The 26,705-nt window shown below is 63.0% G+C and carries 32 protein-coding genes and 1 pseudogene; 17 read left to right on the top strand and 16 right to left on the bottom strand.

Translation table 11 applies throughout. The annotated features are described in order from the left end of the window. Positions 1–720, top strand: a complete 720-nt coding sequence (locus NKI25_RS02625; protein ID WP_156937484.1) for a hypothetical protein — start codon at positions 1–3, stop codon at positions 718–720. A gap of 155 nt (positions 721–875) precedes the next feature. On the opposite strand, the gene NKI25_RS02620 is transcribed toward NKI25_RS02625, so the two are convergent. Further along, positions 876–1,640, bottom strand: coding sequence for a pseudouridine synthase (locus tag NKI25_RS02620; RefSeq protein WP_352998074.1), 765 nt, complete (start codon positions 1,638–1,640; stop codon positions 876–878). Between the two features lie 115 nt (positions 1,641–1,755). Here NKI25_RS02620 and NKI25_RS02615 point away from each other — a divergent pair, with 115 nt between their 5' ends. Beyond that, a complete protein-coding gene (locus tag NKI25_RS02615) occupies positions 1,756–2,346 on the top strand; it encodes a DUF922 domain-containing Zn-dependent protease (RefSeq protein ID WP_352998072.1) in 591 nt (196 codons plus the stop codon). Between the two features lie 46 nt (positions 2,347–2,392). Here NKI25_RS02615 and NKI25_RS02610 read toward each other — a convergent pair whose 3' ends face one another. Then, positions 2,393–3,136, bottom strand: a complete 744-nt coding sequence (locus NKI25_RS02610) for an SDR family oxidoreductase (protein ID WP_352998070.1) — start codon at positions 3,134–3,136, stop codon at positions 2,393–2,395. A 362-nt stretch (positions 3,137–3,498) separates the two neighbouring features. On the opposite strand from NKI25_RS02610, the gene NKI25_RS02605 reads away from it, so the two are divergent. From NKI25_RS02605 to NKI25_RS02570, 8 genes are all read left to right on the top strand, one after another. After that, a complete protein-coding gene (locus NKI25_RS02605) occupies positions 3,499–4,122 on the top strand; it encodes an NAD(P)H-dependent oxidoreductase (RefSeq protein ID WP_352998068.1) in 624 nt (207 codons plus the stop codon). 134 nt (positions 4,123–4,256) lie between these two features. After that, positions 4,257–6,167, top strand: coding sequence for a tetratricopeptide repeat protein (locus NKI25_RS02600; protein ID WP_352998066.1), 1,911 nt, complete (start codon positions 4,257–4,259; stop codon positions 6,165–6,167). A 99-nt stretch (positions 6,168–6,266) separates the two neighbouring features. Further along, entirely contained in the window at positions 6,267–6,599 is a 333-nt protein-coding gene (locus tag NKI25_RS02595) for an ArsR/SmtB family transcription factor (protein ID WP_352636067.1), read from the top strand. A gap of 4 nt (positions 6,600–6,603) precedes the next feature. Beyond that, positions 6,604–7,296 (top strand): aquaporin, encoded by a 693-nt coding sequence (locus NKI25_RS02590; RefSeq protein ID WP_352855117.1) that lies wholly within the window; start codon positions 6,604–6,606, stop codon positions 7,294–7,296. After that, entirely contained in the window at positions 7,293–7,715 is a 423-nt protein-coding gene (arsC, locus tag NKI25_RS02585) for an arsenate reductase (glutaredoxin) (RefSeq protein WP_352855116.1), read from the top strand. Before NKI25_RS02590 ends, arsC begins: the two co-directional genes overlap by 4 nt. A gap of 69 nt (positions 7,716–7,784) precedes the next feature. Continuing rightward, the gene (locus NKI25_RS02580) at positions 7,785–8,117 is read left to right on the top strand and encodes an ArsR/SmtB family transcription factor (protein ID WP_352490030.1); all 333 of its coding nucleotides are present in this window, start codon (positions 7,785–7,787) and stop codon (positions 8,115–8,117) included. A 50-nt stretch (positions 8,118–8,167) separates the two neighbouring features. Next, positions 8,168–9,544 carry an NAD(P)-binding domain-containing protein gene (locus NKI25_RS02575; RefSeq protein ID WP_502897319.1) on the top strand — a complete coding sequence of 459 codons (1,377 nt, stop codon included), beginning with the start codon at positions 8,168–8,170 and terminating at the stop codon, positions 9,542–9,544. Then, entirely contained in the window at positions 9,541–10,764 is a 1,224-nt protein-coding gene (locus NKI25_RS02570) for an MFS transporter (protein WP_023680365.1), read from the top strand. The genes NKI25_RS02575 and NKI25_RS02570 overlap by 4 nt, the downstream gene beginning before the upstream one ends. Before the next feature lie 24 nt (positions 10,765–10,788). Here NKI25_RS02570 and NKI25_RS02565 read toward each other — a convergent pair whose 3' ends face one another. Further along, positions 10,789–11,013, bottom strand: coding sequence for a hypothetical protein (locus NKI25_RS02565; protein WP_352690814.1), 225 nt, complete (start codon positions 11,011–11,013; stop codon positions 10,789–10,791). Positions 11,014–11,243: 230 nt separating this feature from the next. Then, positions 11,244–11,609, bottom strand: coding sequence for a VOC family protein (locus NKI25_RS02560; RefSeq protein ID WP_352690815.1), 366 nt, complete (start codon positions 11,607–11,609; stop codon positions 11,244–11,246). 144 nt (positions 11,610–11,753) lie between these two features. Here NKI25_RS02560 and NKI25_RS02555 point away from each other — a divergent pair, with 144 nt between their 5' ends. Beyond that, complete coding sequence (locus NKI25_RS02555) at positions 11,754–12,065, top strand: hypothetical protein (protein WP_352587055.1); 312 nt, start codon at positions 11,754–11,756, stop codon at positions 12,063–12,065. 44 nt (positions 12,066–12,109) lie between these two features. After that, complete coding sequence (locus tag NKI25_RS02550; protein WP_352855112.1) at positions 12,110–12,985, top strand: sigma-70 family RNA polymerase sigma factor; 876 nt, start codon at positions 12,110–12,112, stop codon at positions 12,983–12,985. A 188-nt stretch (positions 12,986–13,173) separates the two neighbouring features. On the opposite strand, the gene NKI25_RS02545 is transcribed toward NKI25_RS02550, so the two are convergent. From NKI25_RS02545 to NKI25_RS02520, 6 genes are all read right to left on the bottom strand, one after another. Beyond that, entirely contained in the window at positions 13,174–14,331 is a 1,158-nt protein-coding gene (locus NKI25_RS02545; protein ID WP_352457327.1) for a sulfite oxidase, read from the bottom strand. Positions 14,332–14,984: 653 nt separating this feature from the next. Beyond that, a complete protein-coding gene (locus NKI25_RS02540) occupies positions 14,985–15,629 on the bottom strand; it encodes a hypothetical protein (RefSeq protein WP_352906112.1) in 645 nt (214 codons plus the stop codon). 170 nt (positions 15,630–15,799) lie between these two features. After that, on the bottom strand, positions 15,800–17,041 hold the full coding sequence (gene dinB / locus NKI25_RS02535; RefSeq protein ID WP_352998061.1) for a DNA polymerase IV: 1,242 nt from the start codon (positions 17,039–17,041) through the stop codon (positions 15,800–15,802). A gap of 130 nt (positions 17,042–17,171) precedes the next feature. Continuing rightward, on the bottom strand, positions 17,172–17,591 hold the full coding sequence (ybiA, locus tag NKI25_RS02530; protein ID WP_502897318.1) for a riboflavin biosynthesis intermediates N-glycosidase: 420 nt from the start codon (positions 17,589–17,591) through the stop codon (positions 17,172–17,174). Positions 17,592–17,814: 223 nt separating this feature from the next. Further along, on the bottom strand, positions 17,815–18,273 hold the full coding sequence (locus tag NKI25_RS02525) for a GNAT family N-acetyltransferase (protein WP_352638084.1): 459 nt from the start codon (positions 18,271–18,273) through the stop codon (positions 17,815–17,817). A gap of 73 nt (positions 18,274–18,346) precedes the next feature. After that, positions 18,347–18,478: a hypothetical protein gene (locus tag NKI25_RS02520; protein ID WP_352998058.1), complete on the bottom strand. Its 132-nt coding sequence runs from the start codon at positions 18,476–18,478 to the stop codon at positions 18,347–18,349. A gap of 407 nt (positions 18,479–18,885) precedes the next feature. On the opposite strand from NKI25_RS02520, the gene NKI25_RS02515 reads away from it, so the two are divergent. After that, the gene (locus tag NKI25_RS02515; RefSeq protein ID WP_245274648.1) at positions 18,886–19,191 is read left to right on the top strand and encodes a hypothetical protein; all 306 of its coding nucleotides are present in this window, start codon (positions 18,886–18,888) and stop codon (positions 19,189–19,191) included. Between the two features lie 219 nt (positions 19,192–19,410). Here the strand turns inward: NKI25_RS02515 and NKI25_RS02510 are convergent, their stop codons facing one another. Beyond that, a complete protein-coding gene (locus NKI25_RS02510; protein ID WP_352998056.1) occupies positions 19,411–20,106 on the bottom strand; it encodes an XRE family transcriptional regulator in 696 nt (231 codons plus the stop codon). A gap of 76 nt (positions 20,107–20,182) precedes the next feature. On the opposite strand from NKI25_RS02510, the gene NKI25_RS02505 reads away from it, so the two are divergent. The 3 genes from NKI25_RS02505 (at position 20,183) to NKI25_RS02495 (ending at position 21,963) form a co-directional block, all read left to right on the top strand. Further along, positions 20,183–20,587, top strand: a complete 405-nt coding sequence (locus NKI25_RS02505) for a hypothetical protein (RefSeq protein WP_352783729.1) — start codon at positions 20,183–20,185, stop codon at positions 20,585–20,587. Between the two features lie 69 nt (positions 20,588–20,656). Beyond that, positions 20,657–21,292, top strand: coding sequence for a high mobility group family protein (locus NKI25_RS02500; protein ID WP_352998054.1), 636 nt, complete (start codon positions 20,657–20,659; stop codon positions 21,290–21,292). 65 nt (positions 21,293–21,357) lie between these two features. After that, positions 21,358–21,963 (top strand): DUF6456 domain-containing protein, encoded by a 606-nt coding sequence (locus NKI25_RS02495; RefSeq protein ID WP_352690824.1) that lies wholly within the window; start codon positions 21,358–21,360, stop codon positions 21,961–21,963. Between the two features lie 44 nt (positions 21,964–22,007). On the opposite strand, the gene NKI25_RS02490 is transcribed toward NKI25_RS02495, so the two are convergent. Both NKI25_RS02490 and NKI25_RS02485 read right to left on the bottom strand, forming a co-directional pair. Further along, positions 22,008–22,313 (bottom strand): hypothetical protein, encoded by a 306-nt coding sequence (locus tag NKI25_RS02490; protein ID WP_023675656.1) that lies wholly within the window; start codon positions 22,311–22,313, stop codon positions 22,008–22,010. A 223-nt stretch (positions 22,314–22,536) separates the two neighbouring features. Continuing rightward, complete coding sequence (locus NKI25_RS02485) at positions 22,537–22,800, bottom strand: hypothetical protein (RefSeq protein WP_245274650.1); 264 nt, start codon at positions 22,798–22,800, stop codon at positions 22,537–22,539. A 274-nt stretch (positions 22,801–23,074) separates the two neighbouring features. Between NKI25_RS02485 and NKI25_RS02480 the strand changes: the two genes are divergently transcribed. Next, on the top strand, positions 23,075–23,353 hold the full coding sequence (locus NKI25_RS02480; RefSeq protein WP_352453505.1) for a hypothetical protein: 279 nt from the start codon (positions 23,075–23,077) through the stop codon (positions 23,351–23,353). Positions 23,354–23,575: 222 nt separating this feature from the next. Here the strand turns inward: NKI25_RS02480 and NKI25_RS02475 are convergent, their stop codons facing one another. The 3 genes and pseudogenes from NKI25_RS02475 to NKI25_RS02465 all read right to left on the bottom strand — a co-directional run bounded on the left by NKI25_RS02475 (position 23,576) and on the right by NKI25_RS02465 (position 26,634). Then, positions 23,576–25,546 carry an acyltransferase family protein gene (locus NKI25_RS02475; protein WP_352998052.1) on the bottom strand — a complete coding sequence of 657 codons (1,971 nt, stop codon included), beginning with the start codon at positions 25,544–25,546 and terminating at the stop codon, positions 23,576–23,578. 192 nt (positions 25,547–25,738) lie between these two features. Beyond that, positions 25,739–25,955, bottom strand: a pseudogene (locus NKI25_RS02470) (alkylphosphonate utilization protein). 382 nt (positions 25,956–26,337) lie between these two features. Continuing rightward, a complete protein-coding gene (locus tag NKI25_RS02465) occupies positions 26,338–26,634 on the bottom strand; it encodes a hypothetical protein (protein WP_023675661.1) in 297 nt (98 codons plus the stop codon). Between the last annotated feature and the right edge of the window lie 71 nt (positions 26,635–26,705).

Below are 26,705 nucleotides of genomic sequence, written 5' to 3'. Positions count from 1 at the left end.
GTGAAACGTTTGGTGTGGTCGATTTTTGCCATCCTATTTTCGACATGGGCTCACGCCCATGTTCCACCAACAGGCTCGGCTTATGCGAAGGATTTGTTCGCCAAGTTGGATGAACTTTTGCAGCAGCGCCGGATTGAAGGCAAATTGCCAAATCTTGAAGATCCAACGGACCGGGATCTACTGCACAAGATTTGGGACGGCGGGGCTTTGATAGGTTCGCCGCCATACGATGAGGGCGACCTGGTAGCACTGTCTTTCGTAATGGACAGAAGTCGGTCGCTACTCGCGCTCTATAGCCAAAATAGCTCATTGCCTCTGCAGGATGAAGCTACGCAGACATTCGCGCTTTTGATTCGGGCTGCTGCCGCTTCGCAGATAGCTTTCAATGATTTCCTAGCGCACCAACCTAACGCTGCCGAAATGTTGCGCCCCAACGGAGCCAAAGCTCGAGGAGGCATAGAGAAAATGTTTCGTGGCGCCTCGATTTTTCTGGCTGACCCGGCTCTGAAGGAGGGAAACAAGATAGTTCTTGTTGAATCGCTGAGAGCAGATGGTCCCTATCTCGCGCAGAGCATCTCTCCAGACCATCGCCAGGCCCTGATCGATTTGTTTGTCCCGTTGGTTGGCCAGCTTCCCATGCCTGCCCAAGAATCGCTCAAGATTTTTATGCAGGAAATCAACGCCGCCGGCTGCGATCTGTGGTGTGCTGACGGAATGTAATACCGACAGACATTGGTATCGGTCGAACCCGTGTGAGCGGTCGGTCAGGAATATCCGCCAGGAGTCGAAAGCGACCCTTGTCCCGCCCGCGCTGCTTGCTGCGTCACGTGGGCTTCGACTGGCAGCTGCCTGACTATCGAGTCGCCGCCAGCCGGCTAGGCCTGAAGCATCGCCAGCTCTTCCGCGCTCAGATGGCGTGCCTTGCCTTTGGCAAGCTCGCCGAGCTGCAATTGGCCGATCGCGATCCGTACCAGGCGCAGCACCTCGATATCGTGGGCGGCGAGCAGCCGGCGGATATGGCGGTTGCGGCCCTCGTCGAGCACGATTTCCAGCCAGGCGGTGCTGGTGCCGCCGCGCAGCAGCTCGATCGAGCAGGCCGCCAGCAATTCGCCGTCGACGGTCGCGCCGGCGCGCAACCGCGCCAGCATGGCCTCGTCGGGCAGCGCGCCGATCTGCACGTGATAGGTCTTGGCGACATGCGAGGCGGGATCGAGCAGGCGCTGCGCGAAGCGCGTGTCGTTGGTCATCAACAGCAGGCCTTCGCTGGCCTTGTCGAGGCGGCCGACGGGCGAGACGAAAGGCAGGTCGAGGCCTGCCAGGCAATCATAGACGGTGCCGCGGTCCTGCGGGTCGTCGCGAGTGGTGACCAGCCCGCGCGGCTTGTTGAGCATCAGATAGACCTTGCGCTCGGCGGCGATGCGGCGGCCGTCGACCTCGATGCGATCGCGGCCTGGATCGACGCGCATCGAGCCGTTGCGCACGATCTTGCCGGCGACCCGCACGCGCCCCTCGGCAACCAGAAGCTCGGCCTGCTTGCGCGAGCACAGGCCAAGCTTCGACAGCGCGCGACAGAGGCTGACGCCGGGAGGCTGGGTCCCGGGGGCAGGGCGCTGCCGGGCAATGTTCGGTCGCGGCGACATGATGTTGCCTGTGGATTCTTGTATACGAGCATCCCACTATAGCCGGCCGCCGGCTATGTCCACGGAAGGGAACTGCATATCGTTTGCGTCGTGCGCAGCGGCTGCGAGGACTTGCATGAAAACAGCCATTCGCCTTTGCCTGCTGCTCGCCTTCCTGCCGACATCGCCGGCGCATGCCGGCTGGCAGGCGGTCGAGAAGGTCGAGACCTATGCCATCTCAAGGCAATCCGGCCCGGAGCTCTATGCCTCGATCGGCGGGCGCGGGCCGCTGCTCGGCGAACGCCGCGTCATCGCGCATACCAATTTCAAGCTGACCTGGCTGAGGGACTACCAGCCGCAAGGCGACGCCTGCGTGCTGGTGTCGGCGCAGCCGAAGCTGATCATCACCTACACCTTGCCGAAGCCGGCCGCGCGGCTGCCGGGCGCAATCCAGAAGAACTGGGAGGTTTTCGCAGCCGGCCTTGCCGCCCACGAGAAGGTGCACGGCGCCAGCATCGTCGACATGGTGCACAAGATCGAGGCGGCCACCATCGGCCTGACGGTCGCCGATGACCGCGGCTGCAGCAAGATCAGGACGGAAGTGACGAGACGGCTCGCCGGAATCTCGCAGGCACAACGGCAGGCGAGCCGCGATTTCGACCGGGTCGAATTCGGCCCGGGCGGCAAGCTGCGGCAGCTTGTGTTCACGCTGATGACCGGCGGATGACGCTGCAGGGCTGCGGGGGCGGCGCAGGGCACCACCTTTGCGGCCCTCACGCCTGCTCGGTCGGATAGAGCGTCAGGATGTTGACGTTGACCCGTGGCGGCTGGCTCACCGCATACAGGATGGCGGCGGCGATGTCCTCGCTTTCCAGCTGCTCCATGTCGCCCAGCCTTTGCTCGACCGCCTGGCGCACATCGGCGCGCATATTCTGGGTGAACTCGGTCTTGACGGCGCCAGGCTCGATGCAGGTGACGCGGATGCCATCCTTGCCGATCTCGCGGCGCAGCGATTCCGCCATCGCGCTCACCGCGTGCTTGGTGCCGGAATAGACCACCGAAGGGTGGATGTAACGGCCGGTGCCGGACGAGACCACGACGATGTGGCCGGCGCCTTGCCGCTGCATCGACGGCAGTGCCGCATGGATCGGATAAAGCAGGCCCAGGATGTTGACGTCGACCATCCGGCGGTATTCTTCCGGCGTCGTGTTGCGGAACGGCGCGGCGACGCCGACGCCGGCAACCGCAAGCAGCATGTCGAGCCGGCCGTACTCCTGCTGGACCCGCTCGACCATCGCCGTGGCTTGCGTTTCGTCGGTGACGTCGACGGCAATCGGCAGTGCCGCGCTGCCGGTCTCACGGATCCGCCTCGCCAGGTCGTCCAGGCGCTCGGCGCGCCGCGCGGCAATCACCAGCGTGGCGCCCTCGGCCGCCAGCGCCAAGGCGGTGGCCTCGCCAATGCCGGAAGAGGCGCCCGTCACCAAGGCGATCTTGCCGCTCAGTTTTCCTGTCTGCATCTTTTTCTCCTGACGCTTTGGACCCGCCGTGAAGCTAGGGCGCAGGCTTTCGGGCAACAATGCTGATCGAAAACCGAATCCACTGTTGGAGTTCCTGGGCGCAATACGCGGCACCGCCCGTTTCCCGCAGAGTACCGCAAGGCATGCGGGACAGTGCCCTCCGGCAAGCCCATGTGCGCGCAATTTCCTTTGCGCTGACGAGCGGGCCTTGACGTGACTGGAGCTGTTGCGTCTTGATACGGGGGCTGCGGGGCTTCGCATGAAAACAGCTGATCGACTACGTCTGCGGGTGGCCTGTTTGCATGCGACGCGCTTGCATGCACCACCGCGATCCTCTCGCGACCGACCGGTCTGAGCGCAGCATGAAAGTCCTCGTCGTCTATTGCCATCCCTGCACCGACAGCTTCAACGGCGCCGTGCGCGACACGGTGCTGCAGACGCTTGCCGAAAGCGGCCATCAGGTCCACCTGCTCGACCTCTATGCGACCGGCTTCGATCCAGTCATGCGCACGCGGGAATGGCGCGGTTACCACGACAAGGCGGCGAACCTGCAACCGGTGCACGAACATGCGCAGGAGCTGCTCTGGGCGGAGGCGGTCGTCTTCATCTATCCGACCTGGTGGTATGGCCTGCCGGCGATGCTGAAAGGCTGGCTGGAGCGTGTGCTGGTGCCGGGCTTCGCTTTCGAGATGCCGACGGCACGACGCGGCCCGCGGCCCAAATTGCGGCACATACGCCGGGTGATGGCAATGACCACAGGTGGCGCCACGCCGCTGATGTCGTGGATCATGGGACAGCCCGGCCGGCGGACCCTGCTGCGCGGCTTCCGCTCCGTCTGCCATCCGCTGTGCCGGACCAAATTCCTGGCGCTCTACCGGATGGACAGCGTCTCGGCCGCCGGACGCCAGGGGCATCTGCAGCGGGTCAGAAAAGCGGTTGCCGGCCTTGGTCGCGCTGATGCGGTCGCCGCCACAGTGCCTGGCTGATTTGGACCAGGCGAGCCGCCGCTGTCTCCGCCGAATGTCACGGGCGGGTGTCGGTTTGGCAAAGGTCAAAAAAATCAAGTCTCACCTTGACCCAAGAATGGTTGCAGTGTTGGGTTGCAAAGATCAAGGCCTTCTTGATCAAGCGCACTGCGATGCAAATAAACGACATGATCCGTGAGCCGATGATTCGAAAATGGCATAGGTCTTTTTGTCGGTCGCTGCTGCGTGAGCTCGTGGTCTTGTTTGCCCTGAGCGGCCCAGCTTTGGCTGCCAGCAGCGATTGTGTCGGGGACGACGAGGCCGATACGGCTCGGCGAATTGCCGCTTGTACACTCATGATAGAGGATGTGACGGAGCCCGCCAGCAGCCGTTTGACGGCCTATTTCAAGCGCGGCGTCGCCTGGGCGAGGCAGAATGATTATGATCGCGCCATTGCCGATTTCGATAAGGCGATCAGCCTCGATCCGGAAGATGCCAGTGCTTATCACTACCGAGGCATCACCTGGGCACTCAAGAGCGACGCTGATCGCGCTATCGCCGATTTCGATCAGGCCATCAGCCTCGAGCCCCGGAATGCCGGAGCTTATGGCGACCGGGGCCTGGCCTGGGCACGCAAGGGCGACAACGACCGCGCTATCGCCGATTTCGGCCAAGCGATCAGCCTCGATCCCCGCAATGGCCGAACTTGTAACAACCGAGGTCTCGTGTGGAAAAGGAAGCGGGACTACGACCGTGCCATCGCCGATTATGACCAGGCGATCAGCCTCGATCCGAAGGAAGCCAGCGCCTACGACAATCGGGGCATGGCGTGGCTACTCAAGGGCGACTATGACCATGCCATTTCCGATTTCGGACAGGCGATCAGCCTCGATCCGAATGTCGCCGGAGTCCATCATCATCGAGGCATGGCCTGGTCACTCAGAGGCGATTCTGATTACGCCATTGCCGACTACGATCAGGACATCAGCCTCAATCCGAAGAACGCCCGTGCCTACCTCGATAGAGGCCTGACTTGGACAATCAAAGGCGATTACAATCGTGCGATCGCCGACTACGACCAAGCGATAAGCCTCGACCCGAAAGACGCCAGTGCCTATGGCAATCGAAGCCGGGCCTGGAAATATAAGGGCGACTACGACCGCGCCATCGCCGACGCCGACCAGGCGATCAGTCTCGATCCGGAACGCGCCAGTGCGTTCTACAACAGAGGCAACGTTTGGGCTGACAAAGGCGACTATGACCGCGCCATCGCCGACTTTGACCAGGCGATCGGCCTCGATTCGAAAGACCCCAATGCTTACGACGATCGAGGTACGGCTTGGGCACACAAAGGCGATGACGACCGCGCGATTGCCGACTTCGATCAGGCAATCCTGCTCGACCCGAAACACGCCAGTGCCTACAGGAAGCGCGGCTGGATATGGGACAAGAATGGCGAATACGACCGCGCCCTCGAGGACTATGGCAGAGCAATTGGGCTCGATCCGAAATATGCCCATGCTTATCTCAGCAGAGGTCTCGTCTGGTCAATAAAAGGCGAATACGTACGTGCAACGGCAGATTACGACCAGGCAATCAGCCTCGATCCGACGATTGTCTACGCCTATTTGGGCCGGGGTATCGTCCATTTCTACTCCGGTGCGATGGAGAAAGCCCAAGCCGATTTCGCGCAAGCCGCCACAGTCAAACCAGAGGATGCGTATGTTGCGATCTGGCTCGATTTTGCCGAGCGTCGCAATGGCGCAGCAGGGCATTTGCAGGAAGCGACCAAGAAGCTCGACATGACGCGATGGCCGGCGCCGGCTGTTCGAATGCTGCTTGGCGAGCAGACTCTCGCCGCGACAATTGCAGAAGCCGACGACCCTGATGCGATAAAGAAACGCGGAAACCTGTGCGAGACAAATATGTTCAGCGCCGAGCTGAGCCGACTGCAGGGGCACAGCGATGAAGCTTTGCGGCTCTATCGGCTCGCCGCCAGCGATTGCCCCAATAACTCCTACGAATTTGTTGCCGCCAACGCAGCCCTGCGCGAGCTGTCGCCTTAGCTGCCGCCGCTACGGACTTCCCCGCCTTCGGTGAGATTTCGTTGCTCAACACAGTCTTCGCGCGTTGACTCTATTCCCTATTTCTGGAAATCTGGAAACATGGACAAGACGCTCGCCCTTTCGGCACTTGCCGCGCTCGGCCAGGAGACCCGGCTGGACGTTTTTCGCCTTTTGGTGCGGGCTGGAGCCGACGGCGTGCCGGCCGGCGAGATCGCCACGCGGCTCGCCGCATTTCCGAATACGGTATCGGCTCATCTCAAGATACTGTCGCATGCCGGCCTGGTGCGGACCGAACGGGAGGGCCGCAGCGTGCGCTACTTCGCCGATATGACCGGCTTTCGCGATCTGCTGGCCTACCTCATGGAGGATTGCTGCAATGGCGCGCCGGAACTTTGCCAGCCTGTCATCCAGGCCGTGACCTGCAACTGCTAGCCAGATGAGCTCCGGCAATCTTCCCCGCCGCCTTGTTGCCGAAGCCCTCGGCACGGCTCTTCTGGTCGCCACCGTGGTCGGTTCCGGTATCATGGCCGATAAGCTGACCGACGATGTCGCACTCACCTTGCTCGGCAACACCTTGCCGACAGGGGCGATCTTGGTCATGCTCATCGCCATATTCGGGCCGATATCCGGAGCGCATTTCAACCCGGCGGTGACGCTGGTATTCGCGCTTCGACGCGAGATCGAAACGAACGCAGCGCTGGCTTACGTCGCCGCCCAGATTGCCGGCGGCATCGCTGGAACATTCCTGGCGCATGCAATGTTCGAATTTCCGATCCTGCAAGTGTCGGCGACGGTGCGGACCGGAAGCGGGCAATGGATTGCGGAGCTGGTCGCCGCCTTCGGGCTGGTCTTCACCATCCTCGCTGGCCTGCGTTCCCGTCCGGATTCGATCCCCTGGCTGGTCGGGCTCTATATCACCGCCGCCTACTGGTTCACCGCATCGACATCCTTCGCCAATCCGGCCGTCGCCATCGCCCGTGCGTTCTCCAACACTTTTGCCGGGATCCGCCCCGCCGATCTGCCGGGCTTCATCGGCGCCGAACTTTTGGGCGCGTTGCTCGCCATGGCATTGGCAGGGTGGCTGCTCGCCCAACCGAAACCAGCCGGACAGATGAAAGCTGCGCAATGACCATCACCATCTATCACAACCCCGATTGCGGCACCTCGCGCAACACGCTGGCCATGATCAGGCAGTCCGGCGAGGAGCCTGAGGTGGTCGAATATCTGAAAAATCCGCCGTCGCGCGAAAAGCTCGTCGAACTGATCGCAGCGATGGGCATGACGCCGCGCCAATTGCTGCGCGAAGAGGGCACGCCCTATGCCGAACTTGGCCTGGGCGACCCGAAGTGGAGCGACGACGAGATCCTCGATTTCATGCTGGCGCATCCGATCCTGATCAACCGGCCGATCGTGGTGACGCCGCTCGGCACCATGCTCGCCCGACCATCCGAAGCCGTGCTCGATATCCTGCCCAATCCGGATATCGGCCCGTTCACCAAGGAGGACGGCGAGGTGGTCATCGACGCCAGCGGCAAGCGCGTCGTCTAGATATCGTCTTATTTCGATCTTTGTCGAAATTCTCTTGACGTGCAGCGATTCTGGAAATAGCTTATTTCCATGAAACTCGAAAAAGCAGCCTCGCAACTTGAAGCCCTCGGCAGCCCGACGCGGTTGCAGCTCTATCGGACGCTGGTGCGGGCGGGCGATGAGGGGCTGCCGGTCGGGCGTATCCAGGACAGATTGGGCATCGCTGCCTCGACGCTGTCGCATCACCTCAAGCGGCTGGTCGACACCGGCCTGGTGACGCAGGAGCGCCAGGCGACCACGCTGATCTGCCGGGCCAACTATCCCGCCATGAACGGGCTCATCGGATACCTCGCGGACGAATGCTGCGCCGACGCCACGTGTGCGCCGGCATCGGCGGAAGCGGCCGCCAAAACGGCGGCATGATTTTTTTGCCATTATAATTCGAAATTACCGGAAGGATGGAAGACATGGAGATGATCGAAAAACTCCCCGTTGCGGTGATCGGCGCCGGGCCGGTCGGTCTGGCGGCAGCGGTCCACCTGATCGCGCGGGGCATTCCTGTCAAAGTCTACGAAGCCGGCAATGCGGTTGCATCCAATCTCAGGGATTGGGGCCATGTCCGTGTGTTCACGCCTTGGCGCTATTGCGTCGATCAGGCGGCTAGAAACCTGCTCGAGGTGCATGGCTGGCGGATGCCTGAGCCCGAGGCATTCCCGACCGCAAACGACCTCGTCGCGGATTATCTCGAGCCGCTGGCAAAGCTTCCGCAATTGTCGCCGTCGATCGAAACCGGCGCCCGGGTCGTTGGCATTTCGCGCTGGGGCGCCGACAAGGTCTCGAGCAAGGAACGCGAGAACCGGCCGTTCATGCTGGTGGTCGAAACCGCCAGCGGCACCAGGCGCGATAGCGTCCGCGCCGTCATCGATGCTTCGGGAACCTGGCAGATGCCGAACCCGCTCGGCGCCGGCGGAATTCCTGCAGAAGGCGAGGCCGAATTTGCCGACCGCATCGCCTACGGCATCCCCGATATTCTCGGCCGCGACCGCAGCCTTTATGCCGGCAAGACGACGCTGGTCGCCGGCTCCGGCCATTCGGCCGCCAATGCGGTGCTGGATCTCGCCAGCCTGGCAAATGTGGAGGCCGGCACCGCTTTCATCTGGACAACGCGCGGCACCGACCTGGTGCGCATCTACGGTGGCGGTGATGCCGACCAATTGCCGGCACGCGGCGAACTCGGCGCCGAAGTGCGCGAACTCGCCGAGAGCGGCGGCGTCAGGCTGGTGACGGGCTTTGCGGCTGTTTCGATCCGCGATGCCGACGGCCGGCTGGTCGTCGAAGGCCAGACCAGGGACGGCTTGCAGGCGCTTGGCCCGGTCGACCGCATCATCGCCGCGACCGGACAGCGCCCGGATCTGTCGCTGACCCGTGAGCTTCGGCTCGAGCTCGATCCATGGCTGGAAAGCGTCAAGGCACTGGGACCGTTGATCGATCCCAACGAGCACTCCTGCGGCGACGTGCCGCCGCACGGCCACCGTGAGCTCAGCCATCCAGAGGAAGGGTTCTACACAGTCGGCATCAAGAGCTATGGTCGCGCGCCGACCTTCCTGCTGCTGACCGGTTATGAGCAGGTCCGCTCGGTCGCGGCGGCGATCGCCGGCGACATGGTGGCGGCCGACAATGTCCAGCTCGTGCTGCCCGAGACCGGCGTCTGCACCGTGCCGCGGATCGGCATTGCCGACAAGGGGTGCTGCGGCGGTCCGGCGCCGGCAGCGGTGGATGCGTGCTGTGTCGCCGACGCCAAGGCGAAGGCGGTCGGCAAAGGCGGCTGTGGCTGCAGCGTCGCGGCATGAGTCTTTCGCCGCCTTCGCCGGCCATCCTGCGCAGCCGCGGCGCGATCATCACCGCGCTTGGCCTGACGCAGATCATGGCGTGGGGTTCTTCCTACTATCTTCCCGCGGTCATCGCGCCGGCAGTCTCCTCCGATACCGGCTGGCCGCTGGCATGGGTTGTCGGCGGCCTGTCTCTTGGCTTGCTTGTGGCCGGATTGATCTCTCCGCGCGTCGGGTCGTCGATCGAGCGGCATGGCGGCCGCAACGTCCTGGCGTTCAGCGCCGGATGCATCGGGGTCGGCCAGGTTGGGCTGGCCGTTGCCCCCAACCTTGCGGCCTATATCGCTGCCTGGCTGGTCATCGGCCTGGGCATGGGGGCGGGGCTCTACGATGCCGCTTTCGCAACGCTTGGCCGCCACTATGGCCACGGCGCGCGCTCCGCCATCACCATGCTGACGCTGTTCGGCGGCCTTGCGAGCACCATCTGCTGGCCGATCTCAGCCTTGCTGCTGGGGGAGGTCGGCTGGCGCGGCACCTGCCTGGTCTACGCCGCCTTTCAGCTGGCAATTGCGCTTCCGCTCTATCTGGTGATCCTGCCCCGGGAGGCGCCGCAACCGGCAGTCAAACCGGGAGTGAAGGAGGCGGCACCCATTCTCGACAACGAAGCCGATCCGTCGATCATAGTCGTTCTGGCCGCGACCCTGACACTCGCCGCGGTGATCTCGTCGACACTATCGGTGCATCTGCTCACAATCCTGCAAGGCAGCGGCATGGCGCTTGCCGCAGCCGTCGGGCTCGGCGTGCTGGTTGGCCCGTCCCAGGTGGCGGCCCGCGCGATCGAGATGATGATCGCGCGCTACCACCATCCGATTTTCACCAAGTTTGCCTCGGTTACGTTTGTGGCGATCGGCGTTTCAGCGCTCTGGGCCGGCATGCCGATCATCCCGCTGGCGCTCGGTTTCTACGGCGCGGGCATCGGCCTCGAATCCATCGCGCGGGGAACGCTGCCGCTCGCGCTGTTCGGCTCGAACGGCTACGCGAGACTGATGGGCCGCCTCGCCATGCCGAGCCTGATCGCCCAGGCGGCGGCACCCTCGGCCGGAGCATTGCTGCTGGAGCGCTTCGGCCCGCACGGGACGTTGGCCGCGCTTTCTGGTCTAGCGCTGGCCAACGTCATCCTCGCATGCGGCTTGGGCTGGCGGATGCTCCGCCGGCGGCAATCGCAGGTTCAAACCCGATAGGATTTCGACCTGCGTTCAGCGCCTTCAACTGGAGAGCGGGAGATCTTCCAAGGGATCGACAAGGAAAGACGCGGCGATCAGATCGTCCGCATCGAGGCGCAGTGAGCCTGTGGCGCCGCCCATAATGGCGGCAACCTTTTGAAACGTCTTGATCTCATGCTCGGTAATCTGGGCACTTTGCATTCTGGATTTGAGGTCAGCGACGCGCAGCCCCAAACTGTGGGACATTCCGATTTTACGGTTCGACATGGTAAGATGCTCCTCCCCGGCCCATGTTTGTTTTGCCACCCGCCCTTATTCGTATTTCCTCCGCCTGCCTAAATATGAGGCATTGCGATACAGCGCCCGAACGCCCGATGCAAGGGAAGGTTCCGGCGCGCAGAGGTCACGAAATAATAATACGAAGGAAGTACGGCCGATGGTCCGGCCGGAGGTAGGACTTAGGTACGACGCCCCGCCGGACAGAGGGCTCCGGTGCCTTATCGGCTGGCGAGGACCATGCGGTTGCCTTCGCTGTCGCGAAACTCCGCCACCGTGCGCCCCGGCTGCCACGGCGCCTCATGCGCTTCAGTGATGATCTCGACGCCGCCCTTCTTCAGCGCCGCGATCATTGCTCCGACATTTTCGTCGACCAGCACCAATACCGGCTCCGCGCCGGGTGCGTCGTCGGCGCGCCTGACAAAATGCAGGTTCGTCACGGCATGCGGAAATGCCAGCTCGATCCAGCGCCAGCCGCCATCACCCATCTTCTGGTCGGCCATGACCTGGCAGGCGAGATGCCTGGTGTAGAACGCCTTGGCGCGGTCCTGCTCGAACACCGGAAGCTCGGCAAACTGGATATGCATGATCGTCTCTCCTGCTTGATGGCTGCCGCGCAGCCGCCCACGCGGGAAAGACGATGCGGGCAACCGAAACGATTCTTCGGCAAGGAGAATCTTTTCAGCGCAGCCGGTCGTCCTTCGTTCATACCAACCAGTCAGGAGACGACGATGAACTACGCGCTCATTCGATACGGTGTGAACCAAGCCGACCTGGAAGATAACCGCGCGCTGGTCGAAAAAGTGTTCGAAGCGCTTGGCGAGGCGGCACCGCCGACGGTGCGTTATCTCGTGCTCGAGCTGGACGACGGCTCGTTCGTCCACATCGTCGGCCAGGACGGCGATTCGTCGGCGCTGACCGGGCTTGCGGCCTTCAGGGCGTTTACGGAAAACCACGCCGAGCGCCGTTCGACCCCGGCATTGCGATCGCCTGTTAAAGTCATCGGCAATTACCGTATGCTGGCGGATCAGAAAGCCGGGTAGCGCCTGCCGTGCCGCTCGCGCAGGAATGGGACGCTACGCCGAAAATGAACAGGGCGACTTTGGAGGCGATGCTCGTCGGGTTGCGGCCAAGGCTGCATCGCTACTGCGCGCGTATGGCCGGCTCGGTGATCGACGGCGAGGACATCGTCCAGGAGGTCCTGATCAAGGCGCTGCAGGCGATCGACGGGGGTGCGATCGTCGAACGTCCCGAGCAATGGCTGTTTCGCATCGCCCACAATGCCGCACAGGATCACCTGCGGCGGCGCAATCGGGAAAGGTCGCGCATGACCGAGGCCGACATGAGCGTCATCGAGGATCCCTCCGGCAGCGCCGACAGCCGGCTCGCCGCCCAGACCAGCCTGCGCTCCTTCATGCAGCTTTCGGTGCCGCAGCGCAGCGCTGTGATCCTGGTCGACGTGCTCGGCCTCAGCCTGCATGAGACCTGCGAAGTGACCGGCGCGACGCTCGCCGCCACCAAGGCCGCGCTGCATCGCGGGCGGGCGCAGCTCAAGGTGCTGGCGCTGCAGCCCGAGCAGGCGCTCGCGCCGAGGCTCGACGCCGATGACGAGCGCCGGCTGCGGCGCTATGTCGACCTGTTCAACGCGCGCGACTTCGACGCTGTGCGGGCACTGATCGCCGAGGACGTGCGGCTCGACGTCGTCAACCGCGTCCGCCTGCGCGGCAAGGCCGAGGTTTCGACCTATTTCGGCAATTACGACCGTATCAGCGACTGGACATTGTCGCTCGGCGTCGTCGACGGCAGGCCGGCGATCCTCATCCGCGACCCGCAGGCGGCCGACGGCGCTGTGCGCGGCTTCATGCTGGTCGAATGGAGGGACGATCAGGTCATCCAGATCCGCGATTTCCGCTATGCGCCCTGGTGTCTGGTCGACGCGGAGATTGAAACGGTGGACGGGTGAGTAGAAGGCTGGAATGGTACGGAGATGGCGATCAGGCAGCCTCCTCCTGGGTGACCCAAACGCAATTGCCACATGGCAGCACGTTCTTAGAGCGGTTCCGGTTCTCTTGGAACCGGTAACTCGCTCTAACTATCTGTTTTCCCGCATCTATGCGGACGCCAAATGCTTCCTTTTGGCTGCAAAATGCTCTAGCCGATACGCACGCGGCGCGTCACCTGGCCATTGCTTTCCCAGTATGTGTGCTTCTTGGCAATCAAGGGATCGTCCATCGCCGGTTGAATTTGTCCTGTGGTGCTGACCGCGCGCGAGGTCACCGTGTGTTCTCCAGGAGAGGGATTTGCCCAAGCCAGGGACCAGATTTTCCAAGCGTGTTCTGCCTCCTCACTGTGGTCAATGGTCGCTGGTGTCCAAGGCCCTTGATCGATTTGCACTTCGACCCGGTCGATCGGCGCCCCCCAGGCTGCCCCAACGATGCGGTAATCCGAGTCTTTCCGGGTAACCTTCGCAGGCGCGGACTTTATCAGCGCTCGCCCGACTGACGTCTCGGCCCATACGGTCTCGCCGTTGTGGTCCTCCTCCCGGATGGTGACATAGTCACGGGCCATCAGAAGGCTCATGAACCGCGTATCGCGAACCTCGATGCGCTTTAGCCACTTGACGTTGGCGATCCCGTACCAGCCTGGCGCAATGAGCCGTACCGGGAAGCCATTGGGCGCCGGCAAGGCGGCCCCGTTCATTTCATAGCAGAGGAGATTGTCGGGGTTCATCGCGTCGGCGAGCGACATGCTACGAGCGAAGTTCTGCTGCATCTTGACGTCGCGTATCGGGACCTCGCCTGTATCGGTACCGAAAAAGACGACCTCGATGCCCTTCTCCATAACGCCGGCTTCCTCGAGGATCGGGGCGAGCGGCGTCCCTGCCCAGCGAGCATTGCCGATGCCGCCGGTGAAAAAGGGAAACCCGTGGTTGCCCGAGCATTCCACTGTGAAAACGACCTCCTGCCTCGGTCGCGCCCTGATGTCGGCGAGCGTTAACTCCAGGGGCTTCTTAACCAGGCCTCCGATCTCCATCGACCATGTCTTCTCGTCGATCGTTGGTCGGTTGAAATGCGAGATGCTGAAGAACTTGTCGTTTGGCGTTATCCAGCTATCCAAATCCTCCCAAACAAGCTGCTTCTGGATACCCGCCGGATCGGGATTTTCGGTCGGCTGATCCAGCCATGGAATAACTTCCTCGTTCGGCCGTGTTGGAAAAGCGTAAGCCCGGCGCGAGGTATAGAGAGCAGCAATTGCGGCAAGAGCCGCGCTTCCTTGAACAAGAAGTTCTCTGCGCTGAAAATCAGGCATGTTGTTTACCTCCCAGTTGATCCGGAACGGGCTGCAACGTGCCTTAGGCCGTAGCCTGATCACGGATAGGCGACACAATGTGAGGTCTGCCCACCCGGAAGTATCCGGGTAGGTCAGATAATCACCGACGCAAGTCAAGCATGTGAAGCATTGCACGAAACGCCAGCTCGCGTTTCGCACGCTAAGAGTGCGCCTTTGAGAAGGAACTGTCCACAACTTGGACGGGACATGATGATGATTGCAGCATTCCATGCCGATTTCCTGTCCTGCCAAAATGGTTGCTGCTCGGATCGCTGCCGAACGCCCGCTTCTGGGTCATTTCGGGACCTTCGCGGGTGCGATCGGAAGGGCCGTTCCGACCCAATTTCTGCCGTTCCGACATCACCTCGCTATCTCCAGGGCGGATGTTCACCCATTTCGGCGAGACACTGCGTTGGCCTGTCGTCTCTTGGCGCGACAGGACGGCGGTGCGGCCGGCGCAGGTGTATGATGGCGGTCTAATATTTCAAGATCAGGAATTTGCAGGAGGAGGGCGGGCCCGGGCGGCACATCAGAACCAATCTGCATAACGAGGTGGCCAGCAACCAGGCCGCCTGGCTCGGGCGCGGCAGATCATTCACACGTGAACCATTCGCCAACCGAGCGGGGACACCCTAATTGGTGGTGACTTGCGTCACCGCCACGCCGGTTATCCTGCCGTTCCCGGCTGTGTAGGTGAGCGTCTGCGTGACCGTGGCGTCCTTCTGGTCGGGAGACGAAGCAGGATAAGAGGCGGCGAAGCCGAAATGGCCGTAACGATCGAGCTTGGCGGCGCCAAATTTCGCGGCCACGTCGCTCAGCGGCGCTCCGACGCCGGGTGTATCGAGTTCAATAGCTGTCAGGCTGGCAGGCGCGCTGGCGCATCCTTCCGGCACCTTGCCTTCCGGGTTCGGCTGCAGGGCGACGGACAGGACACCGTGGTCGGAGCCGCCCATCTCGCCGGATACGAACCAGAAGATCGACGGCGATCCGCCGGCGTCGGGGCCGGCATAGCAAAGCCAGTGGCGTGAATCTCCGGCGTCACCTTCATCGTGCATCGCTCCGCCGAAGGCTTTTTCGACATCGGCAAGCGTGGTTTCCTCAAGCTTTATCTCCAGCGGCCCAGCCTTGACCTGTTTGAATAGCGGGCTGGCCAGCGGCGAGTTGATATCGCCCAGGGATGGAATCGCCCGGTCCGGGTTGAGCGGCTTGGCCAGCGTCGTTGCATTGGTCACCAGTCCGGCAACGATGAGTGCGAAATATCCGGCGTTCTGTCCCATGCCGATCTCCTGTCGTTCGAAATGAAGGTGCGGAAGGATTTGCGGGCGGGTGCTACCCTGTCTGGCTGATGCCCAAACCGGTGCACGACCAACTGGACCGAAGATAAATTCACAAGTCCGCAGCCTTCAACGTCATTCCGCCGACTTGGCAACCAAAGTGTAATCGAGGCTCACAATTCCTTTTCGGCCAGCTCGCGAAAGGCGTCGGGAACCGACCGCTGTAGCCCGAGCGCGACCGAGGCGTAGCCCACCGCCTCCCAGCCGAAGCGGTCGCGGATCTTGTCGACGGCGCGATCCGCGGTCCAGCGCGCCGCGCCCTTGCTGGTGCCGGGGCGGCGGCGGTCGTCGTCGAGCCCGAGCGGCAGTTCCAGTTGCAGGCCGGCATGCTGCTCCAGATGCGATACGGCGATCGCCAGCAGCGAGATTGTCTTTTCGTGCGGATGGTCGATGAGCACCTTGCGCACCAGCGCCTCGGCGATCTCGGCCAGCATGGCGGTTGCCGATATCGGCTGGTCGAGCGTGATCGAGCGCGTCACCGAGCGCAAATCGGCAAAGCGGACGCGAACCGTCACCGTGCGGCCGGGCCGGGATTTCGCCCGCAATCTTGTGGCGACCCTGTCGGCCAGATGCAGCAAAGCCGGCACGAAGACCTGCTCCTCGGCCGGTTTTCGGCCAAGCGCCGACTGCGCACCCGCCGAGCGCGCCCGGCGCTGCGTCTTGAGCTTGCGCGGATCGCGGTTCCACGCCAGCGCGTTGAGTTTCTCTCCCGCCGCCGGCCCGAGCAGGCGCTCAAGCGCCCCACCATTGGTCTTCGCCAGCTCGCCGATGGTGTTGACGCCGATGCCGGCCAGCCGCTGCCTGGTGACCGGGCCGACGCCCCACATCAGCTCGACCGGCAGGTGGTGCAGGAACTCCAGCTCGTGGCGCGGATCGACCACCACCAGCCCGTCCGGTTTTGCGACCTGTGAGGCGATCTTGGCCAGATGCTTGGTGCGGGCTACGCCGACCGAGATCGGCAGGCCAAGCTCGGTCCGCACGCGGCGGCGGATCTTGCCGGCGATCTCGGCCGGCGAGCCGAACAAATGGGTGCAGCCGGCGACGTCGGCAAAGGCCTCGTCGATCGAAATCCGCTCGACCACCGGCGTGAAATCGCCGAGCACCTTGATTGCCGCATCGCCCAGCCGCTGATAGTCCTTGAAATGGCCGCCGACGAAGATGAGTTGCGGGCAGAGTTCCCGCGCGCGCCGTCCCGGCATACCGCCGCGCACGCCGAACGCCTTGGCTTCATAGGATGCGGCAAGCACTACCCCGCCGCCGACGGCAATCGGCTTGCCGCGCAAGGCCGGGTCGAGCAACTGTTCGACCGAGGCATAGAAGGCATCCAGATCCGCGTGGAGGATGTTGGCTTCCATCCGGCCCGTTCGCCCGCGGCGGTTCGAACGCCGCATTGTCTCGAGTTGTGATGAGAACATAAAGAGAACATTGTGGGTGGATTGTCAAGCAGCGCGGAGGCTGCCGCAGATGACGAGCGCACGGCAATGTTCAGCCGCGCAGCCGATCGCGAGCCTGCATCAGCGCGAATCCCAACAGGTTCTCGCCGCGCCACAGCAGCGGGTTCACTGCCCTCTCGTCATCCGCCGCAAGGCCGATACCCCACACCCGGTCGACAGGGCTCGCCTCGACCAGCACCCGGTCATGCGTCGACAACAGATATTCGCGCAGCGCCGCGTTCTGACGGAACTTCTGAAAGCTCCCTTCAGTCACGATGCGATATTTGTCTGCATCCCATTTGGTGCCATCGAAGCCGCTCACCTGGCGGCCAAGCTGCTTTGCCTGCTTGGGGCTCGCCGCCCTGAGGATTTGTGTTGCTGTCGGAGCATCACCGAACAGTCGTGCCTTCTCGGCCATCATCCAGTGTTCGGCAGTCGGATCAGGCCATCGACGGTAAAGGGCGCATGCCACCACTGGCTGAAGCACGACGTGGTTATGCGGCCGTCCTTAGACGGCTGATGGCCCCAGAAGAACAGGAACTTCTGCCGGGGCTTTGCGCGAAAGGTTTTCTCAAGCCAGGTTCGGTCGTAAATCATGGGCGGATGGAGCAGGGCGAACGGCCGGCTTGTCAATGCTCCATCCAGAGTGGATAGCGAAGATGAGCGGTCGGCGCTGAATGCGATGAAATGCTGATCTACAGCGCCATCTTGTAGCCGAGATGACTGGCGGTGAAGCCGAGGCGCTCGTAAAAAGCGTGCGCCTCCCATCGACCTTTGTCCGTGGTGAGCTGGACGAAGCTGCAATTGCGCGAACGGCATGTTTCAATCGCCCATTCGATCATCAACTTGCCGACGCCGCGAGAGCGCCATTGCCAGGCGACGCGAACGCCTTCGATCTGGCCGCGCCAGGCGCCTTTTCTCGAAATGCCTGGAAGGAAGCTGAGCTGCAGCGTTCCGACCACTTGCCCGGCGTTGACGGCGACGGCCAGCAACTGGTTGGGATCGGTATCGATTGCGCTAAAGGCATCGAGATAGGATGGCGCAAGCGGCGTGGACGGGTCTTCCCGGTCTGCGCCGAGCACATCGTCGGCAAGCATTGCAACGATCGCCGGCAGGTCGGGCGCCTGCGCGCGACGGAATTCGATCTCGCTCATCGCGCGGAGACATACGGCGCGGTGTCAGCGATCGCAATATCCGTTTTGACTTGCAAGGGAGGCCCGCGCGCCTTCAGGTGGCCTCGAGCGCCCAGAGGCGGTGGCCGTAGCGGCGGAAGAAGCGGGCGAAGAGGCGTTGCTGCCTGGCGCGGGTGAGGTCGGCGGCGCGCCTTTCCTGTCGCCAGCGCGGCATGTTGCGGAACATCGACAGGAAGCGGGCGGCATCCTCGAGTGCCTCCTCGGCTGACTGCGCCGGGCGGATCGCCGCCAGGACAGAGCGCGGCTCGGCTTCATCTGGTCGATCGCCGCCTTGCGCTGGCGATGACCCTGGCGTGCCTTGCGGATGCCGTCCTGGCGGATGGCCGCGAAAGCGGCAAGCATGGCCGGGCTGTCGCCGCTATAGCCGCAAGCATGGGCGAACTGGGCTGGGTCCATCGTCATTCCCTTGCTGCCGGCCGGCTGCGGTTCCGTTGCTCGCGCCGATTCCAGTCCGCACCACGTATAAGCATAACTCAAATAATCGAACAAGTGAAACTTTCACATTGATGTAAGCGGAACCGACTCGACTCCGCTCCAAAAACCGATAATGTTGCGAACAAAGCAGGAACAACGATGGGGATGATCATGGCATTGGCAGGCAAGGAAGCGACGATCGCCGATGTTGTCTCGATTGCCGTCGAATGCATCGACTGCGGCCGTAACAGGTGGTGGAAGCCGGCCGAGCTCAAGCGGCATGGGGTGATGCCGGAGACGCCGCTGGCCGCACTTTCGGGGCGCCTGATCTGCAAGGCCTGCCGGGCCGACGGCCTGCCGGGCGCCGCCGTCTCGATCCAGGCCGCCTTCATCGACGACCGGCAACGGACCCGCGCCGAGGCGCGCCTGCTCAACGGTCGAGAGCTGCAGCCGAGGCGGGCTTGAGGGGGCGGGACGGTGTTCTTCCTTCTCCCCTTGTGGGAGAAGGTGGCCGAGCGAAGCTCGGTCGGATGAGGGGTGTTGGACGGATCGCTACCTTGATGGCGTAAGTGCTTAAAAATCGCTTCTACATTTCCTCCGCCGCGTTCCTTCCAGCACCCCTCATCCGGCTCGGCGCTGTGCGCCGATCCACCTTCTCCCACAAGGGGAGAAGGCAACAAGCCCTCAATACCCCAGCAATTCCTTGAGCGGGATGACGCGGAAGACGTTCTTGATGGCGTAGCGGTTGAAGGACAGCGTCTTGGGCGGGTTGTACTGCTCGACGATCAGCTCGGCGGCGGTGCGCTTGACCAGCTTCTTGATGAAGGCCTTGCCGTTTTGCTCGTTCTCCTCGGGCAGGGTCTCGATCACCACATGGTCGCCGGGCAACGCTTCGCGGCCGCCGCAATAGATCATCTCGCCGGGCTCGTAGCGCGGCACCATCGAATCGCTCAGCACGTGCAGCGCAAACACGTTGCGCAGATGCCGGATCCCCGGCGGCCGCTGGACATAGCCGGCCGGCTGGCCGTTGAAGGTGAAGTCGCCATCGTCGCCGCCGACGGCGGTGCCGAGAAGCTGGATGTCCATCGGCCCGGCGGGCAGGGGGCCGGGATCGGTGACGATCTCGGCATCGGCGACCGGTCCGGCATCTTCGAGGAAAACGACCTCGCCCTTGCCGAGTGCCACCGGGTCGACGCGCAGGAACGCGGCGGTCTTCAAAAGGTTCTCGGTCTTGGGCAGGTTGCGCCCGGTTTCCCAATTGCCGACGGCAGCGACGTCGGTGTCGTTGTGCTCGGCAATGTGGCGCATCACCAGGCCGCGCTGCTTGCGCGCCCGGCGGATCGCCGCTCCGACCTTGATCGACAGTGTAGTTTTCGCCATGGCTCCATCTGAGGCATAAGAATCGGTTTCGTCTATGCAAGAATCGCTTGCATAATTGATTGAGTTATGCTCTTATATGGTCATGCACAAGTCGCTTCACCAGCTTTCGGTCCTCGAATCCGCCCTTCAGCGCGCCGGCAGCGCTCGCCTGGAGGCGGTACCACAACCGGTCGCCAAGGCCATGCATGTGCCAACCCTGTCCCCTTCGTCGCGGCTGTCCTCCTCCCCGGCCGGGACGATGCCCGAGGCTCGCGCCTCGGATCCGGCAGCGCAAGCGGCCGGAACGGCCGGAGCCGTTCCCCTCACGGCTCCGGCCACGAATTACCTGCCGGCCGGCAATGCGGATGCCGCGGTTTCCTGCACCCGCACCGAAGACGGCACGGTCATCGCCTTCGACGAGCGGACGGGCAAGGCAGTGTCCGGCGCAACAAGGCAGGCGGCCGAGATGAAGCTCGATCGCAGCAGACCACGCGAAGGCTGACCGGCTTTCGAGCCTGAGGCCGGCGAAGCCGGCGCCGCACACAACCGTTTTTGCAGGGAATGAAACATCATGGCCGCCCGCTATTCCGCCTCGGAACTGGAACAAATCGAGAACTGGCTGATGAGCGGACTGTCGGCCGCGAAGATCGCCACCCGGTTGACCGCGCTGCGCGGCCGCCCGGCCTCGCGTGCAGCTATCATCGGCATCGTCCACCGCACCGCCCGTTTGCGCACCATCGGCCTTGCCAGATCCAAGGGCTGGTGTGGCCGACGCTCTGGCGGCCGGCTCGGAAATTCGGCGCCTGAGCCATCAAGCACTGCTGATCAAGCGGAGTCGGCTCCGAAGGCCGAGCCACGCTGCCGCCCGGCAAGGCTGTCGACCAGGCTGGCGCCGCCGGCATGGCAGCCGGGTCCGGCTCGGATCACCGGGACCGATGGCGCGCCGCTCGAAATGCCGGCGCCGCGCCCGATCGCCGCCGGCGGTCGCCAGCCGCATTTCGCCGCCATGCGCTTCATCGATTGCCTGTTCGAGCGCTGCCGCGCGCCGCTCGACACGACGCTGCAGGAGGATGCGGAAAACGACGCCCCCGGCAGCCGGCCAGGTTTGGACATGCTGTGCTGCGGAATGCGCACGAACCCATCGAAAAGCTACTGCGCCTATCACGCTGCGCGCTTCCTGCGCACGCTGCCGGCCGAAGCGATTTGAGCCCGCTGCAATGAGGCTGGAAGTTCGCCAGAGCCCGACGACCAAAACCTAGGAGGACCGAGCCGATGAGCACCAAAACCGCCCAAAAGGCCACAGCCAGGCCACCGCGATTGCCGAAAGGCGAGGCCGAGCAGGTGCGCATCCGCAAGGAGATCGGCCATGATTTCGCACTGAAGGACGACCGGTTCGGCCGCAAGCGGCTGGCGAAGGGGACGCAGGAGGGAGCGCGCCTCTATGAGGTCTCCAATGACGGCCACACAGCGACCGGCGGCATCGTGCGGGTGCGCAACGTCGACCCGCTGAGCGGCCTCACCTCGCTGTCGCGCCAGCAGCGCGAGGCGGGCATGCGCTACCGCCAGGATTTCCGCAACTCGTCCGAGGCAACCGCCAAGCCGATGGCTTGGGCCGAGCGCGTCGACGGCGGCCGTACCGGCAGCGGCGTCGCCGAACACATCCTGTCCGCCGGCCGCGACCATGCCGAGGCAACCAGGGCGCTTGTCCATTGGGAGATCGCCGGCATCGTGCAAAAGGTCTGCTGTGCCGACGCAACGGTCAAGAGCCTGGCCGAACAGGCCGGCGAGCCGCGCGACGTGGTGGTGAAACTACTCAAGATCGGGCTCGACATATTGGCCGTGCATTACGGCATGATGCTGATGCGCAAGCCGAGGTGAGAAGCCCCGCCGATCCGGCCGGCAATACCGGCCGGATCGATCCGTCAACGACGGCAGACACGGATTCTTTCGATAATCCGGTGGTGATGACGCCAGTGCTTGATGACTTCGGTGTGGCAGCGCCGGTGGTGGTACCGGTAGCGCGGCCTGTAGTCCTCGTCGTAGACATCATAGCGGTAACGGGGGACGTACTCATCGTCGTAATCGGAATATCGATGGTGGCGATAATAATAGTCGTCGTCATAGCCGTTGCCGATGCCGATCGTGACGCTGCCGCCGGCATTCGCCGGGCCGATCACGGAAGCCGCCGAGGCGATGGCGATCACCGAGGCAAGCAGGAGCTTCTTCATAGCTACCTCCTTCTTTAACGTCCCTCTAATAGAAAAACCCCCGAGGGGCAGCCTCGTTCCATAGATTGGCAAGATGTAAGGAACGGACGGGCCCGAAGTTTAGCGCCTGCTGGCGCGAAAACGCCGCTGGCTGCGCCGGGGTCGGATCGTCGACGCAGCGTGGCCGCTCCTCTCATCAAACAGCGGCAATCGCGCGTCAGTCCCGTCTTTTGCCGACGTCTGCCTACAGAACATGGCCCAATTCCAGCAAAACGAACGCGGTCGCACCCAGCACAGCGAGGGCGTAGGCCGCATAAAGAACAAGCAGCATTACCTCAAAGTCCCGGACGAAGCTTGTGGCAATCCTGGTCTCCTTAGGCTCCGCTTTCTCGATGCGGTCGGTTTCCAGTTGCTCCGTTGCCACAACGAGGCAGACAATCCTGTCGTTGTCGGCCGCCTGTAATATCCGTTCCGTCAAATCGACTGCAATCACTGGATCATCGGCCAACTGATCTCGCGATAGCCGGCTTTCAGTGACGGTCTGGATTTCACGCTTTCTCACGCACGCATAATTGCGTCGACTAAATTAGGTTCCACTAAAATAGATAGATTGCCTCGACCCGATCACGACGTGGTGAGGCGTGAGCCCAGCTGGGCGGTGAACTCCGCCTGAGGCCGCCATTTGCCGACCGTCGAGGCGAATCTCGATCGGCGCATCCTCCGATCAAAGGGCGCGGGCTTCTTTATAGGCTGCTACGGTGCGCCATTGCTGGTAGGTCGCAATGCCAAAGCCGCCAAACTCTCATATCGCGAACGCAGCGCCGACGTCTTCAGTGCCGACCGGTTATGACGAAGATCGCATGCTTACTTATATCCGGCTGCTCGACGCGTCGGCTGAAGGGACCGATTGGCGTGAGGTCGCCCGCATCGTTCTGCACATTGATCCGGAGCAGGAGCCGGAGAGGGCTTTCCGGGCGTGGGCGACACATCTGGCGCGTGCACGATGGATGACCAGGAAGCGGAACGAGTTGCGCCAATTGCATGATGAGTGGTGGGGGTGAGCACTATCTAAGCGGAACTGCCGTCTCGGTCTGGCCGTTGAGGGAGGAGGCCAACATGGAAAAGCGCCCAATGACTTCTTGGCGAGCTTTCGAGCTGTGCTGCCTTCTTGCAGTTCCGCTGTCGCTTATCCTTACGGTTTTCCTGGCGGGTCTTATCCTTAGCTGACCCCCGCATGGTTGCTTGCCGAGGGCTGGGTCGTGATCCGACAAGATCCGGAACCGTTACTTTACGGCCGCCGCCATCACATCCGAAAACAGCGCCCGCTCCACTGCCGGTTCCAGCGTTTCGGCGAAGGGCGTCGCCAAGTGGTGGCGGTCGCGGAAGGCTAGTTTGCCGTCGATGAAGACATGGCAGGTGGTCTGGTCGCAAAAGCGGTCGGTCATGTCGATGTAAGCAGCGTTCGGTGTCGAGCGCACGATATCGCGCTCGATGGTGGCGATGTCGTCGTTTGCCGCCATGATCCTCGGCGTGTCGCATGTCGCGGGCGTCTGGCCCCGCCACAGCGCCCGCGCCACGCATTTGTCGGCGTAGCTTGCATTGTAGGGAACGTCCCTGATGACCGCGACCTTGATGCCGGCCTGGCTGAAGGCTTGAAGCGTCCAGCTGAGGCCGGTCCGCCACTGCGCTTGCCAATCGGCGTGCTTCAACTCCTCGGGCGATTCTTTCATCACATTTCCGATCGAGAACTCCGAGATCACCACCAGTTGCGGGTGGAGCGCGATGATGTCCTTGACCGACTGCTCGCGCCATTGATCGCATTCGGTGTAGTCGCGCTTCAGCCGCCAGTTCCAGGTCGTCACCCGCGAAGCCCGGCAGGAGGATTTGAGAAAGGTGACGACGCGAAAATTGTTCTTCTCGGCCGCCTTGATCAGCGGCGTCGACCAATGGTCGGCATGCGAGTCGCCGAACAGCACGACCGAGCGCTGGGCATCCTTGCGGCCGAACATGCAGGGCTTCGGCTTGACGGTCTCGAAATCGAGCACGCAGCCGCCATTGGTCGCGCGCACGGTGGAGAGCTGGGCGGCGCTGTCGGCGATGACGTGCTGTTCGGGGCTGAGATTGTGCTCGGCAAAGCGCGCATTGCCATAGGCCCCGACCACGCCGGCGCCGGTCAGCGCGACGGCGGGCACCAGCGCCCGCGCTGCTCCGGCCATCAGCCAGCCGTTGCGGCGGATCGGGTTCTCGATGAAATGATAGGTGAACATCGACAGAAGCAGCGTCAGCGCCGCGCAGGCAAGGCGGTCCAGGATGGACAGGCTGGGAACCACCATCGCCGCATAGACGATGACTGGCCAGTGCCAGAGATAGAGCGAATAGGACAGCCGGCCCAACCATTGCATGGGCGGCAGCGCCAGCACGGCGCTCGGCAGATTGCGGCCGCCGCTGCCGCTGAGCAGCAGCAGCACGGTGCCGGCAACAGGCGCCAGCGCATTCACCCCGGGAAACGGCGAGTCTTCGTCCAGCATCAGATAGGCCCAGGCGATCAGCGCCATACCGAGGCATGCCTGGAGCGTGGCCAGCAGCGGCCGGTCGCGCCAGATCTTTGCCGGCGCCATGGTCGCGAGGCCGCCGGCGGCGAATTCCCAGGCCCTGAGCGGCGAGAAATAGAAGGCCCAGGGCTGCGACACTTCCGTCAGCGAGGCGCAGGCGGCGAAGGAGGCCGCGCCGGCGACGCCGATGACGATTATGGCGGCGCGCTTGCCGGGACGCAGCCAAGCGGCGGCGAGAAGCAGCGCCGGCCATGCCAAATAGAACTGTTCCTCGACCGAGAGCGACCAGAAGTGGATGAACGGGTTGTTGGTGGCGTCGGCGGCGAAATAGTCGAACGACCAGCGGATCAGCCAAAGGTTGATCATGTAGGCGGAGGCGAACATGGCGCCTTTCGAATAAAGCGCCTGTTCCTCCGGCGACAGGATGAAGTAACCCGTGAACAGCGTGGCGAGGATGACGAACAGTGCCGCCGGCAACAGGCGCCGGGCGCGCCGGGCGTAGAAGCGCCAGAGGTTCAGCCGCCCGGTCTCGGTGATTTCCGTAACCAGGTGACGGGTGATCAGATAGCCGGAGATGACGAAGAAGATGTCGACGCCGGCAAAGCCGCCGGGCAGGCCGGACAGACCAAAATGGAAGGCGATGACACCCGCCACCGCCAGCGCGCGCAGCCCTTCGATGTCAGGCCGAAATGATGCCGACACAATCACCTCATGCAAGGAATGCCCACCTCGCAGAGGCTCGACCCGATGCGACGATATTGCAATGCAACAAATCTAACGCAGTGCAACATAGGGGGAGGGCGCGGCTCCTCCAGTTCCTCGCGTGGGCGATTCACTCACATGAGCGATTCGAGAGCGACTGATATGGAAGCGAAGCGAAGGGTGCCGAGGCGATCACGCCTTTTTCAAAAACTCGGTCTTCAGCACCAGGCCCTTCACCTGCCTGGTGCTGCATTCGATCTCGCCGGGATTGCCGGTGAGGCGAATATTCTTCACCAGCGTGCCGCGCTTGATCGTCTCCGACGTGCCTTTGACCTTGAGATCCTTGATCAGGGTCACGGAGTCGCCCTCGTGCAGCGCCATTGCTGTCTCTTATGATCGCGTCGGTCATGGCAGGTCTTTCGTGGGACTCCGGTGCGGAGGTGGTTGGCTCATTACCCGGCCTATCCCACGGTTGGCGGCGAGGTCAAGCGTGCCGGGGGCAGCGTGCCGGTAACCAAGCGTGCCGACCGCTAATGCCAGGCGGACGGCCGACCGGAAAACCCGGATTGTGAGCAGACTGGGACCCCCTGGGCGGTAGTGGCATTGCCGCTTCGCGACATGCGCTCCGGCCAAGCCATGCCAATGGCGCCACGGCAATCGAAGTCGTGGCCTTTTACGCGGATATTCCGGCACGAGTTCAAATAGATGAGCGCCCGCCCGTGCGGACAGGAAGGTCGCAGTGACAGACCTGCCCGCCCTTTCGCTTGGTGCGTTATTTCAATTGGCAACGATCACTTGTTGGCGCCACCGAGCTGGTTGGCCATCTTGCAGAAGTCGGCATGCATCGTGGCAATGCCTGCGTCGCTGCATTCCTTCAACATCATGGCCCGGTCGCTCGTGGACATGGCCATCCATGCCGCCTTGAATTCGGCTTCCGACTTCATGGTCTTCATGCCGGCGTCGGTGAAGAAGGGGTTCATTTTCTGCGGATCGTCGAGCGCCGAAGTGCCAGTGGCACCGGCGGCAAGCGCTGCGCCGGTCATCATCGAAAGCGCCATCGCGCCCATGCAAAGCGTCTTGATGTTCATGATCATTCCTCCTGAGCTGCTGCTTTGAGGTTGTCCATCAGCGATCTACGAAGGAACGGTGTTTTGACCCA

Origin of the sequence: Mesorhizobium sp. M0808 (assembly GCF_040320025.1) — a bacterium.
GTDB lineage: Bacteria > Pseudomonadota > Alphaproteobacteria > Rhizobiales > Rhizobiaceae > Mesorhizobium.
The sequence above is the reverse complement of the archived record's forward strand: the minus strand, read 5'-3'. Positions and strand labels throughout refer to the sequence as shown.